We start from the raw sequence: 14,551 nt of genomic DNA, 5'->3' as shown, positions 1-14,551 counted from the left end.
CCAATGTCTGGAAAAAAACTCAGCCGATTTTTCCAGACATTGGAAAAACCGGCCGAAAAAGTTCCGACGATTGGAAATCTCGTCTGCAGAAACTTATTTAAGCGCCATCTGGATAAAGATCATCACGAAAAGCGCAACGGTTTCCACGATCCCGAGAGTGGTAAGGTAGTTACCAAAACCCTGTCCGGTTTCACCCAATGCATCTGAACCGGCAGCGCCGGCTTTTCCCTGGAACCAGGCGGACATGCCCATGGCGATTCCGCCGATGATGCCTGCGCCGAGCACCGCCGGCCACATGGCGCCAGCGGTTTCGAGCAATGCCATCTTATTAAAGGCAAGCAGGAGAAGCAGACCGTAAATGGTCTGAGAAAGCGGTGCGCCGATAAAAACCAGCAGAATGAACGGTGCGGGTTTGTTTTGTGCATAGCACTTCTTCCAGGCGCCGATTCCGGCCATTCCGGCGGTTCCGGTTCCGAGAGCTGAACCAATCGCAGCAAATCCGAGTGCGGCGGCTCCACCAAGCTTAATCAATGCGGGTGCTAATGTTGCGTCCATTGTATTTCCTCCTGTTGTCGATCCGTTAAAGGGTCTCTTTCTTTTTTCTAAACGGGTTAAACTGAATCCCGGCCCACTCGACGCCGGCGTGTCCTGAGAACTCGAGAGTATTAAGACGAATTCCGTGAACCATCACGCCCATTGCGCCAAGAATGATGTTCAATGCGTGCCCGGCAAACAGAATGCCAGCCGCGCCCAGCGCGCCGAGTCCGCTGAAGCCGATATCCATTGCCATGCCATTAAAGGCCTGTGCAATCGCGAGGGAAGCGGCACCGACTGCGTAGAGGCGGACATACGAAATGATATCAACGAAGTTGTTAATGACATCCAGCGCAAGAGTGACCAGCCCAAAATAGGACTTGGTCAGCACAAGACTGATAATAATCAGTACCACACCTGCTCCGAGAAGCGGCATTTGAACCGTGATAATCCAAGACGGAAGCTCCATGTAGAGCACCATCTGCAAGACGACGGAAAACAATGACCAGGTTGAGCAGAGCCACCCCAGGTCGGTCAGCGCTTCCCATGAGTTGATCTTGCGAATCAGATTCCAGCCGTGAGCCAACGTCAGATGCAATGTTCCGAGAGCAAAGCAGACAAACATCACATGATTTGCGGCCAGGTCAGAATTCCATCCGCCGGCCGTTTTCCCGGTCAGGTAATCACTGGAAAGTCCTGCCAGTGGAGCCGGCAGCGATTCGAGCATGATGCCGAAGTAGTTTCCGGTCAAAACACCGAAGACGACACAGGCGGTGCTCATCAGCATGAGCAGGTTTAACGCAGGCTGAGCAGCTTCATTGCCTTTCAGTTTCCGTTTTCCGAAAAGCGTCAGGACAATAAAAAGGAGTCCATAGCCGGCATCGCCAATCAGGAACGCGAAAAAGATACTCAGAAAAATAAGGAACAGCGCACTGACATCGAGTTCTTTGTAGCCCGGAATCACGCCGATCATATTCAGCACGGCTTTAATTGGAGAAACCCACTTCGGATTCCGGAGAAGCGTGGGGACTTCATCTTCTTCAGCAGGTTCTTCGACGAGCACAGCCCAGCCCTGTTTTTCAGCGGCAGTGCGCAGTTCTGTTTCACGCTCGGCGGGGAAGAACCCCCGTAGATAAGTGACGTCTTCTTCGAGGCCCATCCCATTACGGGCTTCGAGCCAGACCACGTGGTCTTCGGCCTCGCCGGCAATCGCGGCCACGGCATCATGATCGCCTACGTATGCGGAAAAACCTTCTTCCACTTCCGCCAGCTCTTGCTGCAATCCTTCAATATGCCGGGCCATCCCGTTCGCGGAACATTCCGGCAGCGGAAGCTCTTCAGCCTCAATGCCCCCCGGCTCGCGACTGATCAGCACAAAATAAGCGGATGTGCGGTCGCGCCCCAGCTCAACAAGCGTAGCTCCTTCGGGCTGCTCCGGAAGCTGTTTGATCGGTGCGGTCAGCAGTTTAACCTGCACCCCCTGCTCGCGCAGGGCCAGAATATCGTCGACATCAAATGTGCCGAACAGCTCATAGCGTTTCCGCTCAATTTCAAGCAGTTCGATTTTTTCAGCCAGCGATTGTTTCCGATGAATCAGTTTCCAAACCTCTTCCACCACGTCATGCGCAGACTTGCCGGACGGAGACGTGTGCGGATGTTTCGGCAGCACCTCGAGCGCACGGCGGAGATATTCAAAATGATGGCGGGCCTGATCCAGCCCTTCGCCTTCCGGGGAATTAACATGCTGCAGGTGGACGACGCCAAGGTCGCGCAGAGAGTCCAGCGTTGCCTCACGCGAAACGCGAGTACACAGCAGCGTCATTTTTTTCATTTTGACGATCATGCGGCGGTCTCTTTCTGTGAACTTTTCCCTTTGGCAATTTTGGAGCGGGCGACTGCGGCGGTCTGCTGGTCGCCCATGAAAATACGGATGACACGAATGTTTTCCTTACACTCCGGAATCTTCACTTTTTCAAACAGATTCACCCGCTGGGATGTGGTGCGCAATTCGTCGGAAAGCAGACGGTGCTGCTCTTCGATAATCTGGCGCTCAACGCGCAAACGGATCAGCTGGCGAAGCAGGTCGATCCCGCGATCCACCCATGCGGCAGTTTCAAACAGGTCCGGTGTCTCTTCAACAAAGGAGATGTTTCCAAAGATTGGAATCGCCACACCGGCAATATTTCCGGAAGAACGCTCAATCCTGTCGACCTGGATATAAGGCATGAAATCGAACGGCTCAGAAAACAGCTTCACCCACGAAGCGAGATCGGATCGCGCGGTGTTTTCTTCGCCGCGCTTGGCCTCAATCTGCGTTTCAAGAGCACGCATCTCCACCTGCAGCTGCTGCTTTTTCAACTGCAGCGTGGGCAGATAACGTGTAAAGCGCGTCAGTGCGTCGCGCTGCGCCTTCAGCTCGTTTTTGGTGTATTTAATCTTCGCCATTTTTACTGCCCACGAATCACACGAATAAACACGAATTAGAGAATAACGCGTTCATATTCGAGATCCGGATAGTGTCCAAAGTTAACAATAATTCCTAATTTAAATCCTGTGGCATGCAGATAATTCAGAACTTGTGCCCGATGGGCATCCATAATTTTATCTACCGCCTTCAACTCCAAAATAATTTTCTCAAAACAAACAAAATCCGGCTGATAAAAATGCTCCAATTTCTGATCCCGGTAAAACAGATCCAGTTTCCTTTGCGGCTCCGATGGAATATTTTGGAACTTCAGTTCAATTTCCATGCATTCCTGATAAACCGGTTCTAAAAAACCACACCCTTTGTCATTATACACGTTGAAGCATGCGCCAATGATGGCAAAGCTTTCTTCTTTGTACAGAATGTCTTTATTCGTGCTCATTCGTGTGATTCGTGGGCGGCTTAGTCTTTCGGCCAGAACTGATCGGTCAGCTTTGAAGCAATCCCGGTTTCCTGCGGCTCAAAACAGTCGGCCAGAATCTTCCAGCCGAGATCAAGAGCTTCTTCGAGCGGAATATTAACAGTCAGCGCCATCATTTCCTTTTCGAAGCGCCCACCGTATTTGAGAAGCTTGGTATCCCAACCGCTCATCCGGAATCCCATCGACTGTTTCTCCAGCGTTTCCTTATAAGAGGCATAGAGCTGAATCATGGTATCCATGATGGTGCGATGATCGTCACGTGTACGATTGTTCACCTGCTGCTTCAGACGGGAAAGCGATCCGAACGGCTCAATGCGGCCGTTCTTGAGATAAAACTGTCCTTCGGTGATATATCCGGTGTTGTCCGGAACCGGATGTGTTACGTCATCGCCCGGCATCGTGGTCACCGCAAGAACCGTAATGGAACCGGAACCCTCGAAGTCGACCGCCTTTTCGTAACGGGCAGCCAGCTGCGAGTACAGATCGCCGGGATAACCGCGGTTGGACGGAATCTGTTCCATCGTAATGGCAACCTCTTTCATGGAATCAGCAAAGTTGGTCATGTCCGTGAGCAGCACGAGCACCCGTTTATCCTGCAGAGCGAATTTTTCAGCCGTCGCCAGTGCGATATCAGGCACGAGCAGACATTCAACCGTCGGGTCGGCAGCAGTATGCACATAGAGAACCGATCGCGAAAGCGCACCGTTCTCTTCGAGAAAATCACGAAAGTAGAGATAGTCATCGTGCTTCAGCCCCATCCCGCCGAGAATGATGACGTCGACTTCGGCCTGCAGGGCGATACGGGCGAGCAGCTCGTTGTAGGGTTCCCCGGCAACGGAAAAAATCGGCAGTTTCTGGGACTCAACGAGTGTGTTGAATACGTCAATCATCGGAATCCCGGTACGGACCATATTGCGCGGAATAATACGTTTGGCCGGATTGACGGACGGGCCGCCGATCGGAATTTTGTTTTCAGTGATGACCGGACCGTTGTCGCGCGGCACACCGGAACCGGTGAACACGCGGCCCATCAGGTTTTCAGAGAACGGCACCTGCATGGTGTTGCCGAGGAAACGTACTTTGGAGTCGGTGGAAACGCCACGGCCTCCGGCAAAGACCTGGAGGTAAACCCGAGAGTTTTCCAAACGGATGACCTGTGCGAGCGATGTCCCGAAACCTGATTCAACCTGAGCCAGTTCGCCGTAAACCACGTCTTCGGCGCTGACAACAATCACGTTCCCCGCGATCTGTTCAATGCGATGATAAACTTTATGCATAATCCGTAACCTCCGCGATCTGGTGATCGAGCTGTTCTTCCTGTTTCTTAAATTCGTCCGAATCAAACGTAATCTGATTCCAATCGCGCGTAGCCTGAGTGAGGGTCTGGAAAAATCCGCGGGCGGCATCCTTGTCCTCAAACTTCAGCTTGGTTTTCAAAAAATGGACGATATATCCGAAAACGTGGCGCTGGCGGTCAACCGGCGTAGCGGCATCCACATCGTTAAATGCATTCTGCTGCAGATAGACCGAATCGAGATATTCGCTTTTCAGATAAACGATGAAATCTTCAATCGACGTTCCCTCTTCACCGACCACTTTCATCATCTGACCGACTTCGCTGCCTTCGCGAAGAATGCGGCGGGCGATCGTAAGCTCTTCGTCATCGACAACGCTGGTGTATTTACTCCAGCTGTCGAGCGGGTCGATCGCCGGAAAGCGGCGCGCATCAGAACGGGCGCGGGAAAGGCCGTGGAAAGCACCCACCACTTTCAGCGTGGACTGTGTAACCGGCTCCTCGAAGTTACCGCCGGCCGGAGAAACGGTTCCGCCGATCGTCACCGATCCGGTCGACCCGTCGTGGAGGCGAACCACGCCGCCGCGCTCGTAGAAGGCGGCGATCACGGATTCCAGGTAGGCCGGGAAAGCCTCTTCTCCGGGGATCTCTTCGAGTCGACCGGACATCTCACGCAGCGCCTGCGCCCAGCGGGAGGTGGAGTCGGCAAGCAGCAGCACGTCGAGCCCCATCTGGCGATAGTACTCTGCCAGCGTTACACCGGTGTACACCGATGCCTCACGGGCGGCAACCGGCATAGAGGATGTGTTACAAATAATCAACGTGCGCTCCATCAGCGACTTACCGGTTTTCGGGTCGGTCAGCTCCGGAAACTCGCGAAGTGTTTCCACCACCTCACCGGCACGCTCACCGCAGGCGGCGATGATCACCACATCGACGTCGGCATGACGGCTGGTGATCTGCTGCAGAACCGTTTTGCCGGCACCGAACGGACCGGGAATACAGTAAGTTCCGCCACGGGCGACCGGGAAAAAGGTGTCGACGATACGCTGGGAGGTCGCCAGCGGCTCGGTCGGACGCAGACGCTCAGCGTAGCATTTGATCGGCATTTTCACCGGCCAGACCTGCATCAGTTTTACATCGTGGTCGCGACCCTTGTCATCCGTAACAACCGCAACAACCTGATCCACCGTGTATTCACCGGCCGCGACGACAGATTTCACGGTCAAACGACCCTGCAACCGGAACGGCACCATGATTTTATGGTCAAAAATTCCTTCGGGAACCGTTCCAACAGTGTCCCCGGCAACGACGCTGTCGCCGGCTTTGGCGGTCGGAGTGAACGCCCATTTGGTTTCGCGCGGAAGCGGATCGAGATATTTACCACGCTGCAGGAAGAACCCGCACTCTTCAGCCAAAGCCGGAAGCGGATTCTGCAGTCCATCGAACACCTGTGTCAGCAGGCCCGGGCCGAGCTCCACAGAAAGCAGGTCGCCGGTGAATTCGACTTCGTCGCCGACCTTGAGGCCGACAGTGTCTTCGAACACCTGCAGCTCAGCGTTCGTTCCGCGAACACGGATCACCTCCGCCTTAAGCCGAATCTCGCCCAGCGTTGCAAAACCCACCTCATTCTGAATGACGGGGTTTTCAAAAGCCACCGTCAGCAGGTTTCCGTTTACTCCAACAATTTTGCCTGTGTTCATGATTCTACAGCTCCAGATATCAATTCTTCTACATTCGCTTTCCCGGCTTCGTCATCCATTTTCGCCCAGCGCTCGGCAATACAGACTTTAACGGCAAACGCGAGCACTGCGGCGAAACCAAACGGCTCTGCCACAGCCTGCCCTTCAATCAGTGACCACCGGGCGCGGTCGAGCTCCATTTCCTGCTCCAGCGGATCAGGACGGGTAAACGCATCGGTCACCATTTTTTCGATCGTCGCGCTGAAACCAGCATACGGCTTCATAAAGGGAGAGGCGTCTGTGCCGCGGTTTTTCGCACGCACACGCACAACCGCATCGCGCAGCTGCACCTCGCCATTCCACCAGGCAGACGCTGTGCCGGCCGGCGGCTCACGGCCGTCCAGAACCGCATCAACAACCGACAGCTCGTCCTCAGACAGCCAGCCGACGCAGGCGGCACGGAAAGCCTCTGCGCCCATCGACGGCTTTTCGCCAAAACGCAGATACGGCAGAGATGAAACGAGATACCAGTAGTCTTTCATTTATTCCTTGGTGGCGCCTTTGGCGACACGACCGACAATGTCAGCCAGTTTAGGACGCAAAAACGAAGTCAGCGCTTCAGCAATGGCTTCCTGAGTGAAGTCGAGATAGACGTGATCGTCGGCAAAGCTGACTTTGAATCCTTTCAGGATTTCGTTGTCGACATGAAGTTCGAGTCCCTCGACCATTTTATCGGAATACTTCGAAGCAAAGAATTTCACGAGCTCATCCTGGTCGGCTTCGCTGACCAGCAGCTCAATGCGGGTTTCCCCGTGCAGCTCGGCGCAGGACTTCGCCATATTCACCATGATTTTTTCGAGCACCTCAATCCCCAGCGCCTCCTCAACCGAAGCGGTGACGATCTCAGACAGAATGTTTTCAATGCCCTGTCCGACGGTAATCAGGATATCGCGCGCGGACTGTTCCAGCGTTGCAATACTGCGCTGAGTAAAAACTTCGGCGTCCGTTTCGGCTTTGGCAATCAGTTCTTTTGCTTTGGCTTCTGCATCACGAACAGTTTTTGCCGCCAGATCCTTGGCCTTCGATAGGATATCCTCAGCTTCGGCCTGCGCCTTATCGACCCCCTCTTTGCGAATCTGATCCAATAATGGTTGCAGTTCTTCAGCCATAACTTTTCACTCCGTTTTAATCAAAAGAAGCCGCGATTTTAGAGGATACGCCTACCCCTGCAATAAAAACCTGACGACAATCGTGTCGCACAAGTCATATTTTTCCGCTTCTTTTTTGTCTCTGCTGTCTTCACTTTTTCCTTTTAAACCCAACTCATCCGCCTTCGTCACAATTCAGACACCCCGGCATCTGCCGGAAGCCCCAGCAGAAACTGAGCCTGACGTACCAGGACATCTTCCAGCTTCTGCAGATATGTGTCGGAATAATCCTGCACAGCCAGCTCCTTAAACATCATCTTACTGTACGTGGCATGTCCATATATCGGCATTTTTATCAGAGAACTGTAGATAAAAACTTCCTCTTCAGTCAGGTTCGGACGAATCATACGAATAAGACGATGCATAAAAACCGTCCCCGGCCCCAGCCGCTTTTCGTAAAACAGCTGATACAGCTCATCAGTCCGCTGCATCAGCTGGTAGCTCACCAGCGAATGCCAGCGCGGACGACCAGACCGGAAAATGTTCGTAATTTCGTCCCGGATTACCTTGCGGACAATTTCAGAAAAATGTTCCGGTGTCGGGTTGTCTTCCAGCGCATCCAGCTCCTCGATATGATCGACCTGCACGCAACCCAGCATCGCTTCGTTCACCACCGCAACCCAAAGCCCGTTTTTTCCACCGAAATGATAATGGATACTGCCGATGTTTTCGCCGGAGCGTTCCGCCACGGTCCGGGTTGAGACGTTATCAATCCCCAGCTCCGCAGCCAGCTCTCCGGCAGCGTTAATCATTTTCCACTTTGTGGCTTCACTGGATGTATAGGTTGCCATACACGCTCTATAAATTTAATCGAGCGACCAAAAATACCCGCCCGCACCATTTAGTCAAGTGATTAAATTTAAAAACCGCAATGGATTGCATCGGATCCTTATGGGCGTGAAGCTCCCGGACGAAACAGATACTCCAGCCCGTTCGCCTTAACGGCATAAACCGTTTCCAGCAGCATTCCCAGCTCTCCGGCCGGAAATCCCTTCTGCTTAAACCAGACGACGTACGGTTCCGGCAAATCAACCAGCCGGCGTCCGGCATACTTGCCGAACGGCATCGTTGCCGTCATCAGCTTCCGGAAAATTTCGGGATCAGGCTTCAGTTCTTCACTCATGAGAAGCGAAGTCTGCAAAACGTAGCGAGCCGATGCAATAGGCAAACAACAGGATTGCGACCGGGCGTCAGCTTCGCTATGGATTACGGACTATGAATGAAAATCAACTAGACCTTTTGATTAAAGCGCTCGTCGACGGCACCACCGAATCGGAAGCCCTCGCCAGGCGCGCGGGGGTGGAACCGGCAGCCCTGGTTCCGCTTCAAGGCGAAATCGACCGGGCTGTCTCGTTCGTCAGCGGCTACTTCCGCTTCGCCAGCGAAGAAATGAAACCGGCCGGGCTCCCGCCGCCGCCTAATCCGTACCTGAACAAAACCGTTCCCATGGACGAACAGTCTCCCGAATGTTACGCCTTCGAAGCCGTTCAGCGCGAAAATATGACTCTCGCCAAATGCCTCTTCGTCTGCACCCAGCTTGGACTCAGCGAAGAAGCCGCAAAAACCGCTATCGACAACGTAAGCATTCCGTGGCGCGAGGCCAACGGATGGCGCAGTTATGTGAAACAGGACGCTTCCGGATGCTTCATACTGATGGATAAAACCCCGGTAAAACTCAAACAACCGCTGGTCCGCCTGAGAGAGCGCTGCCAAGCCCTGCTGGAAAAATAAAGACACAAAGGCAACAGGCAGCAAAGACACAGAGCTGGCGCTCAGGCACCCTTGCGAAAGCAACAAAAACCACTACCAGAACCAGTAGGCGCCGGTTTTGACGGCGTACCAGCCGAGCAACCCGTTGGTGAGAGCGTGCGCCCAGATCGGTGCCCAGATATCACGGGTGCGCACCATCAGCCACGTATAGAACAGACCGCACAGAAATCCCATGATCCACTCGTTGTGTTCCAGCGCAAAGATTACGGAAACCAGAATGCACATTTTCACATCCATCCGGCCGATATCTTTTCTGAAGAACGGGCTGCCCTGCATCCAGCGATAGACGAAGCCGCGAAACATAAATTCCTCGATAGCGCCGATCACCAGCGTCGTGCCGAGCATATGCACCCAGAACAGCGGCCAGCCGGTTGTGCGCGGATCGTAGTGATGAAAGCCGTTCTCGCCCAGCTCCAGCGGCTCGCGCATATTTCCAAAATGAATCAGGTCGACCAGATATTTTTCATAGAAGGCACTGATTCCCGGGAAAGTGTTCTTGAAAAACTGCGATTCGAGTCCAACCCAGAATACAAAGACGAGCACGCCGACTGCCAGGGCCAGCGGAAGACTCTTCAGCTTAGGCCGCTCATACCAGCGCCACGGCCGGAATGCGAACAGCAGAATCAGCCCGCCGACCGTCTGCCAGAGATAACGCATTCCGGACGGGTCCCCCAGCAGACTCATCATCAGCAGCCATGCCAGAAACGGAACGGTATGCGCCCAGACAGCTGCAGAGTTTTCCTTATCCAGCTCAGGAGTCCACTCGGGTTTGGTTTGTTCAGACATACGCGAAAATTACCGGACCGGCCAGATCGGTAAAAGAAAATACGGCGGATCAGTTGATCACTAAAATTGCACTGTTCAGTGCACCGGCAAACGACACCCACAGAAAATACGGGAGCATCAGCCACGCCGCCAAACCGCTGCGTTGAGAAAAGGCACTGATACATATCAGAATCAGAAACCACATCATCACCAAAGCGCCCAGCGCCCAGGAAATACGATGAAGTCCAAAAAACAGCAGAGGCCAAAGACCATTCAGAACCAGCTGAGTACCATACACGACAAAGTTCACAGTCCGATCCACCCTGCCACCGCGAGTCCATCCCAAATAACCCGACAGACCGATCAAAACGTACAGGACAATCCAGACCGGAGCAAACACCCACGACGGCGGCCCCCACGGCGGCTTATACAAGGAGGCGTACCAGCCCCCCGTATCCACCGACAGCGCCCCCAGCGACGGAAGAAAGGCAATGATCTGAAACAGCATCAGCAACCTGATATTCTTCATCGTCTTCATGGTTGTGCATTTTATCCAAACATTGGAAACTATGGAACAGTAATGAGCAACCAATCTACAATCGAACTGATGGCGCCGGCCGGATCACGGGCGGCACTGAGCGCGGCAATCAACGCCGGCGCCGACTCGGTCTACTTCGGCGTCGGCAAACTCAACATGCGCGCCCGGTCGGCCGACTTCGGCCCCGAAGACCTGCCCGATATCGCCGCAACCTGCCGCGAAGCGGGCGTCAAAAGCTATCTCGCCCTCAATACGATCGTCTACGACAGCGAGCTCGATGAAATGCAGGCACTGTGCGACGCCGCCAAAGCCGCCGGCGTCTCCGCCGTCATCGCAACCGACATCGCCGTCATCGAATACGCCCGTTCCATCGGTCTCGAAGTCCATATGTCTGTGCAGGCCAACGTCGCCAATTTCCAATCATTGAAATTCTACAGTCGCTGGGCCGATACCGTTGTACTCGCGCGCGAACTGACCCTCGACCAGGTTTCCAATATTTGGAAAAGAATTCAGGAAAACGATGTGCGCGGTCCGAACGGTGAGCGCGTCCGGCTCGAACTCTTCGGCCACGGCGCGCTGTGCGTCGCCGTCAGCGGCAAATGCTACATGAGCCTCGCGCAGAACGGACACTCCGCCAACCGCGGCGCCTGCCTGCAGACCTGCCGGCGCAAATATCGCGTCACCGACGAGGAAACCGGTGAAGAGCTGGTCATCGACAACAAACACGTCATGTCGCCCAAGGACCTCTGTACCGTACAGTACCTCGACAAAATCGCCGCAGCCGGCATTTCCGTCCTGAAACTCGAGGGCCGCGCACGCACTGCCGACTACGTCGCCGTCACCACCCGCGTCTACCGCGAAGCGCTCGATGCGCTGGCTGCCGAAACCTACGATCCCGAAACCTGCCAGCCGTGGATCGATGAACTGAGCAAAGTCTTCAATCGCGGCTTCTGGCACGGAGGCTACTACTGCGGTCATCCGCTCGGCGAATGGTCCGGCCATTCGCACTCGCAGGCCACTGAAACGCGCGACCAGATCGGAATCGTCTCCAACTTTTTCAGCAAAATCAATGTTGCCGAGTTTAAGCTGATCAAACATACGATCCAGCCCGGCGATACACTGCTGATTGAAGGCCCGACCACCGGCGCCGTGCGCTTTACCGCCGAAAATCTGCATATCGACGGCCAACCCGCAGACTCTGCCAAACCGGGCGACTTTGTTACGCTGGTAACGCCCGCAAAAATCCGACGGCAGGACAAAGTGTTTCTGCTCAAAGCCAGAAACTGATTCCGACAAACAGGCGATACAGCCGTACTATTCGGGACTCAAAATATCCCATACATTTAAATGTATGGGACTATGATAATCGCATAACGCTTACTACAAATACCTTATGATTATTTTAATACGATGAAACTTGATCGCCGGGCGAAAAACGCAAATGAACTGGCAATTCACTCTCCCGGAATTTATGGTCTTTTGTCTCATCGGCTTATTTTAAGGAGATTTCATGCGAATTTTATCTGTTTTTATGATTCTGGTTCTCTGCTGCGTATCCGGCTGCAAAAAGGCCGCAACTCTGCCTCCACCGACTGAAGAAGAAATTTCGGCGTTTGTGGAAGCAGCATTAAACGGCAATACGGCTGCCGTTTCCGCCGCGCTTGAAAACGGCATGACGGTCAACAGCAAAGATGCCAACGGCAATACCGCGCTGATGACTGCGGCATTCAACGGACACGACGGTACCATGCAGGTGCTGATCGACGCCGGAGCCGACGTCAACCTGCGTGTCAGCCAAGGCATCACCCCGCTGATGGCTGCCTGCGGACCTTATCCGAAAGCCGTCCGCCTGCTGCTTGAAAATGGAGCGGAAGTGAACGCCACCGATGATATCGAAAATTTCACGGCGCTGATGTATGCGGCTGTCGAGGGGCTTTCGCCAGTCGTTGATATCCTGCTCGAATACGGTGCAGATCCAAACATGGTGGATGTCGACAACGACACCGCAGCCAATTTTGCCCGTCAGCGCGGCTTTAAAGAGCTGGCCGACAAGCTTCAGGCACTGGAAACGAAAGAATAACATTGAATCTTCGCAGTCAGATCTTCAGGGAAGTGCAAACCCGGCTCAACGCCGGCGAAAGCAAAGCTGTCGTCTACGACGCATTGAAAACAAAGTTCCATGCCTCCTCTGTCGAACGCTCACTCGCCCAGTGGCCGTTGCCCGAAGCAAAAAAACGGAACCGGCATCGGAATGTCCCACTGATCGTTATTGCGATATTTTTCACGCTGCTGAAGCTGCTTCAGCTGGTCGGAATTTTCCAAACATTGGAAGCCGGTCAGCGAGCGGCCTTCCTCCCGCTCGCCGCGCTGCCGGTAATCATTTATGCATACATCATTTACGGCATCAGAAACTATAATCTGATTGGATACCTGCTTCTGCTCCTGATGAGCATCCGCAACCTGCTCAACATTGCACAGGCCGGCACATTCTCATCTAAAACTATGATACTTGCCGCTCTGAGTGTCGCGGCGATTGTCTTGACACTGATCCAGAAACGAAAACTCTTCCCAAACACATCCTGGTTCCTTCGTCACAAAAAAGACGCAGACGGGAATATTATTTTCTAAGGAATCGAGAGGCGTTCTGCCGACAGAAACCATTGGCAAACGCCCTGCTCATCCGGCTCCCGAAAATAATCTGATCGAAAAGATATGCCCAGACAGGCACAACCGGCTCATGCGGTCTTTTGAGCGTCAGGTGCACCGGCAAAGAGCCGTCGAGGCCGATCACAAAAACCGATCCGTCGCATACATCGGTGATTTTTTTCGGATGGATGCGCGGAAACTAATGGCAGTGGGTGCCTCCGCGCAAAGCTCCCCGGGTAAACGGAGGCCACATCGCGCCCGAACAACTGAAACATCAGCCCGAACACCAGAACCGATGAATCAGAACATTGGTCAGCGTGAAACCAACTTCATAACGCTTGCCCTGCATCTGCTGAAAATAGAAACTGCACCCATGCAATTTACAGGAAATACCGATCAAAGCAGCGCGCGCTACTGGAATGACCTCGCCGGCCTCTACCAGAAACAGACCCGCATCTCCACCAGCGATTTTCACTACGGCCCGCTCCTGCCGGGAGACTCGTCACTGGGCTTGCTCCCCCCAGTGTCGCAATGCAGTTGCTTGGAAATCGGTTGTGGAGCCGGGCAAAACTCCATCTTTCTGGCCAAACAGGGCGCGCAGTGCATCGCGATTGACATTTCTGAGCAGCAGCTCGACTACGGCCGCAAACTGGCCGCGAAGGAAAACGTCGATGTCGACTTCCGCTGCATCTCCATGGATGCATTGCATGCGGGCGCATGGAAGGCCGCTTCCTTCGGTTTGATCCACTCCAGCTACGCCCTGCCGTTTTCAGCCGATCCGGCAAAAGTGATTACCGACTGCGCGGCGTTACTGAAGCCCGGCGGCACGCTGCTGCTGACCACCGGGCATCCGCTCTATGCGGGCGAATGGCTCGACATCGGCGACGGCGAGGACGGAGTCTTTCTGCCGGACTATTTCCGGCTCGAACCCGATGTGCGCATGTCGATGGACGACAAAACCATGAATGCCGCCCAATACTGGCCGATTTCACAAACGGTCGAATGGATGCATCAGGCCGGACTGGTCATCGAACGGCTTCTCGAACCGGCTCCTATGCCGATTCCGGAAATGAGCAAAAAGGAAATCGCTGAAAAAATTCCCTACGACAGCAAGGACTGGCACGCGCTCTACGACCAGCTCGCCCGCATTCCGGTCGTTGTGATTTTCAAATGCCGGAAGGCTTAATTTGCTTCAAAAGCCGCGGTTC

At 54.0% G+C, this 14,551-nt stretch carries 17 protein-coding genes; 5 read left to right on the top strand and 12 right to left on the bottom strand.

Annotated features, from left to right (window positions below; genetic code table 11):
- Window positions 1–93: 93 nt before the first annotated feature.
- The 10 genes from GT409_RS06985 to GT409_RS06940 all read right to left on the bottom strand — a co-directional run bounded on the left by GT409_RS06985 (window position 94) and on the right by GT409_RS06940 (window position 8,747).
- The gene (locus tag GT409_RS06985; protein WP_160628304.1) at window positions 94–555 is read right to left on the bottom strand and encodes a V-type ATP synthase subunit K; all 462 of its coding nucleotides are present in this window, start codon (window positions 553–555) and stop codon (window positions 94–96) included.
- A gap of 25 nt (window positions 556–580) precedes the next feature.
- Entirely contained in the window at window positions 581–2,365 is a 1,785-nt protein-coding gene (locus GT409_RS06980; RefSeq protein ID WP_160628301.1) for a V-type ATP synthase subunit I, read from the bottom strand.
- Between the two features lie 8 nt (window positions 2,366–2,373).
- Window positions 2,374–2,979, bottom strand: coding sequence for a V-type ATP synthase subunit D (locus tag GT409_RS06975; protein WP_160628274.1), 606 nt, complete (start codon window positions 2,977–2,979; stop codon window positions 2,374–2,376).
- A gap of 35 nt (window positions 2,980–3,014) precedes the next feature.
- Complete coding sequence (locus tag GT409_RS06970) at window positions 3,015–3,401, bottom strand: GxxExxY protein (protein WP_160628272.1); 387 nt, start codon at window positions 3,399–3,401, stop codon at window positions 3,015–3,017.
- A gap of 20 nt (window positions 3,402–3,421) precedes the next feature.
- Entirely contained in the window at window positions 3,422–4,717 is a 1,296-nt protein-coding gene (locus GT409_RS06965; protein ID WP_160628270.1) for a V-type ATP synthase subunit B, read from the bottom strand.
- Entirely contained in the window at window positions 4,710–6,437 is a 1,728-nt protein-coding gene (locus GT409_RS06960; protein WP_233231626.1) for a V-type ATP synthase subunit A, read from the bottom strand. Before GT409_RS06960 ends, GT409_RS06965 begins: the two co-directional genes overlap by 8 nt.
- A complete protein-coding gene (locus GT409_RS06955; protein ID WP_160628268.1) occupies window positions 6,434–6,958 on the bottom strand; it encodes a DUF2764 family protein in 525 nt (174 codons plus the stop codon). The genes GT409_RS06960 and GT409_RS06955 overlap by 4 nt, the downstream gene beginning before the upstream one ends.
- Window positions 6,959–7,585, bottom strand: coding sequence for a hypothetical protein (locus GT409_RS06950; RefSeq protein ID WP_160628266.1), 627 nt, complete (start codon window positions 7,583–7,585; stop codon window positions 6,959–6,961).
- 167 nt (window positions 7,586–7,752) lie between these two features.
- Window positions 7,753–8,415, bottom strand: coding sequence for a TetR/AcrR family transcriptional regulator (locus GT409_RS06945; RefSeq protein WP_160628264.1), 663 nt, complete (start codon window positions 8,413–8,415; stop codon window positions 7,753–7,755).
- A 98-nt stretch (window positions 8,416–8,513) separates the two neighbouring features.
- Complete coding sequence (locus GT409_RS06940; protein WP_160628262.1) at window positions 8,514–8,747, bottom strand: DUF3820 family protein; 234 nt, start codon at window positions 8,745–8,747, stop codon at window positions 8,514–8,516.
- A 92-nt stretch (window positions 8,748–8,839) separates the two neighbouring features.
- On the opposite strand from GT409_RS06940, the gene GT409_RS06935 reads away from it, so the two are divergent.
- A complete protein-coding gene (locus GT409_RS06935; protein ID WP_160628260.1) occupies window positions 8,840–9,355 on the top strand; it encodes a hypothetical protein in 516 nt (171 codons plus the stop codon).
- A 72-nt stretch (window positions 9,356–9,427) separates the two neighbouring features.
- Here GT409_RS06935 and GT409_RS06930 read toward each other — a convergent pair whose 3' ends face one another.
- A complete protein-coding gene (locus GT409_RS06930; protein ID WP_160628258.1) occupies window positions 9,428–10,180 on the bottom strand; it encodes a CAAX prenyl protease-related protein in 753 nt (250 codons plus the stop codon).
- 49 nt (window positions 10,181–10,229) lie between these two features.
- Entirely contained in the window at window positions 10,230–10,697 is a 468-nt protein-coding gene (locus tag GT409_RS06925) for a TspO/MBR family protein (protein WP_160628256.1), read from the bottom strand.
- Window positions 10,698–10,739: 42 nt separating this feature from the next.
- Between GT409_RS06925 and GT409_RS06920 the strand changes: the two genes are divergently transcribed.
- From GT409_RS06920 to GT409_RS06900, 4 genes are all read left to right on the top strand, one after another.
- Window positions 10,740–11,984 (top strand): peptidase U32 family protein, encoded by a 1,245-nt coding sequence (locus GT409_RS06920; RefSeq protein ID WP_160628254.1) that lies wholly within the window; start codon window positions 10,740–10,742, stop codon window positions 11,982–11,984.
- A 223-nt stretch (window positions 11,985–12,207) separates the two neighbouring features.
- Window positions 12,208–12,777: an ankyrin repeat domain-containing protein gene (locus tag GT409_RS06915; RefSeq protein WP_160628251.1), complete on the top strand. Its 570-nt coding sequence runs from the start codon at window positions 12,208–12,210 to the stop codon at window positions 12,775–12,777.
- A 2-nt stretch (window positions 12,778–12,779) separates the two neighbouring features.
- Complete coding sequence (locus tag GT409_RS06910; RefSeq protein WP_160628250.1) at window positions 12,780–13,325, top strand: hypothetical protein; 546 nt, start codon at window positions 12,780–12,782, stop codon at window positions 13,323–13,325.
- 313 nt (window positions 13,326–13,638) lie between these two features.
- Window positions 13,639–14,529, top strand: coding sequence for a class I SAM-dependent methyltransferase (locus tag GT409_RS06900; protein ID WP_160628248.1), 891 nt, complete (start codon window positions 13,639–13,641; stop codon window positions 14,527–14,529).
- Window positions 14,530–14,551: the final 22 nt, after the last annotated feature.

The sequence above is a fragment of the Tichowtungia aerotolerans genome (assembly GCF_009905215.1).
GTDB lineage: Bacteria > Verrucomicrobiota > Kiritimatiellia > Kiritimatiellales > Tichowtungiaceae > Tichowtungia > Tichowtungia aerotolerans.
This window is presented reverse-complemented; position numbering and strand designations above follow the sequence as displayed.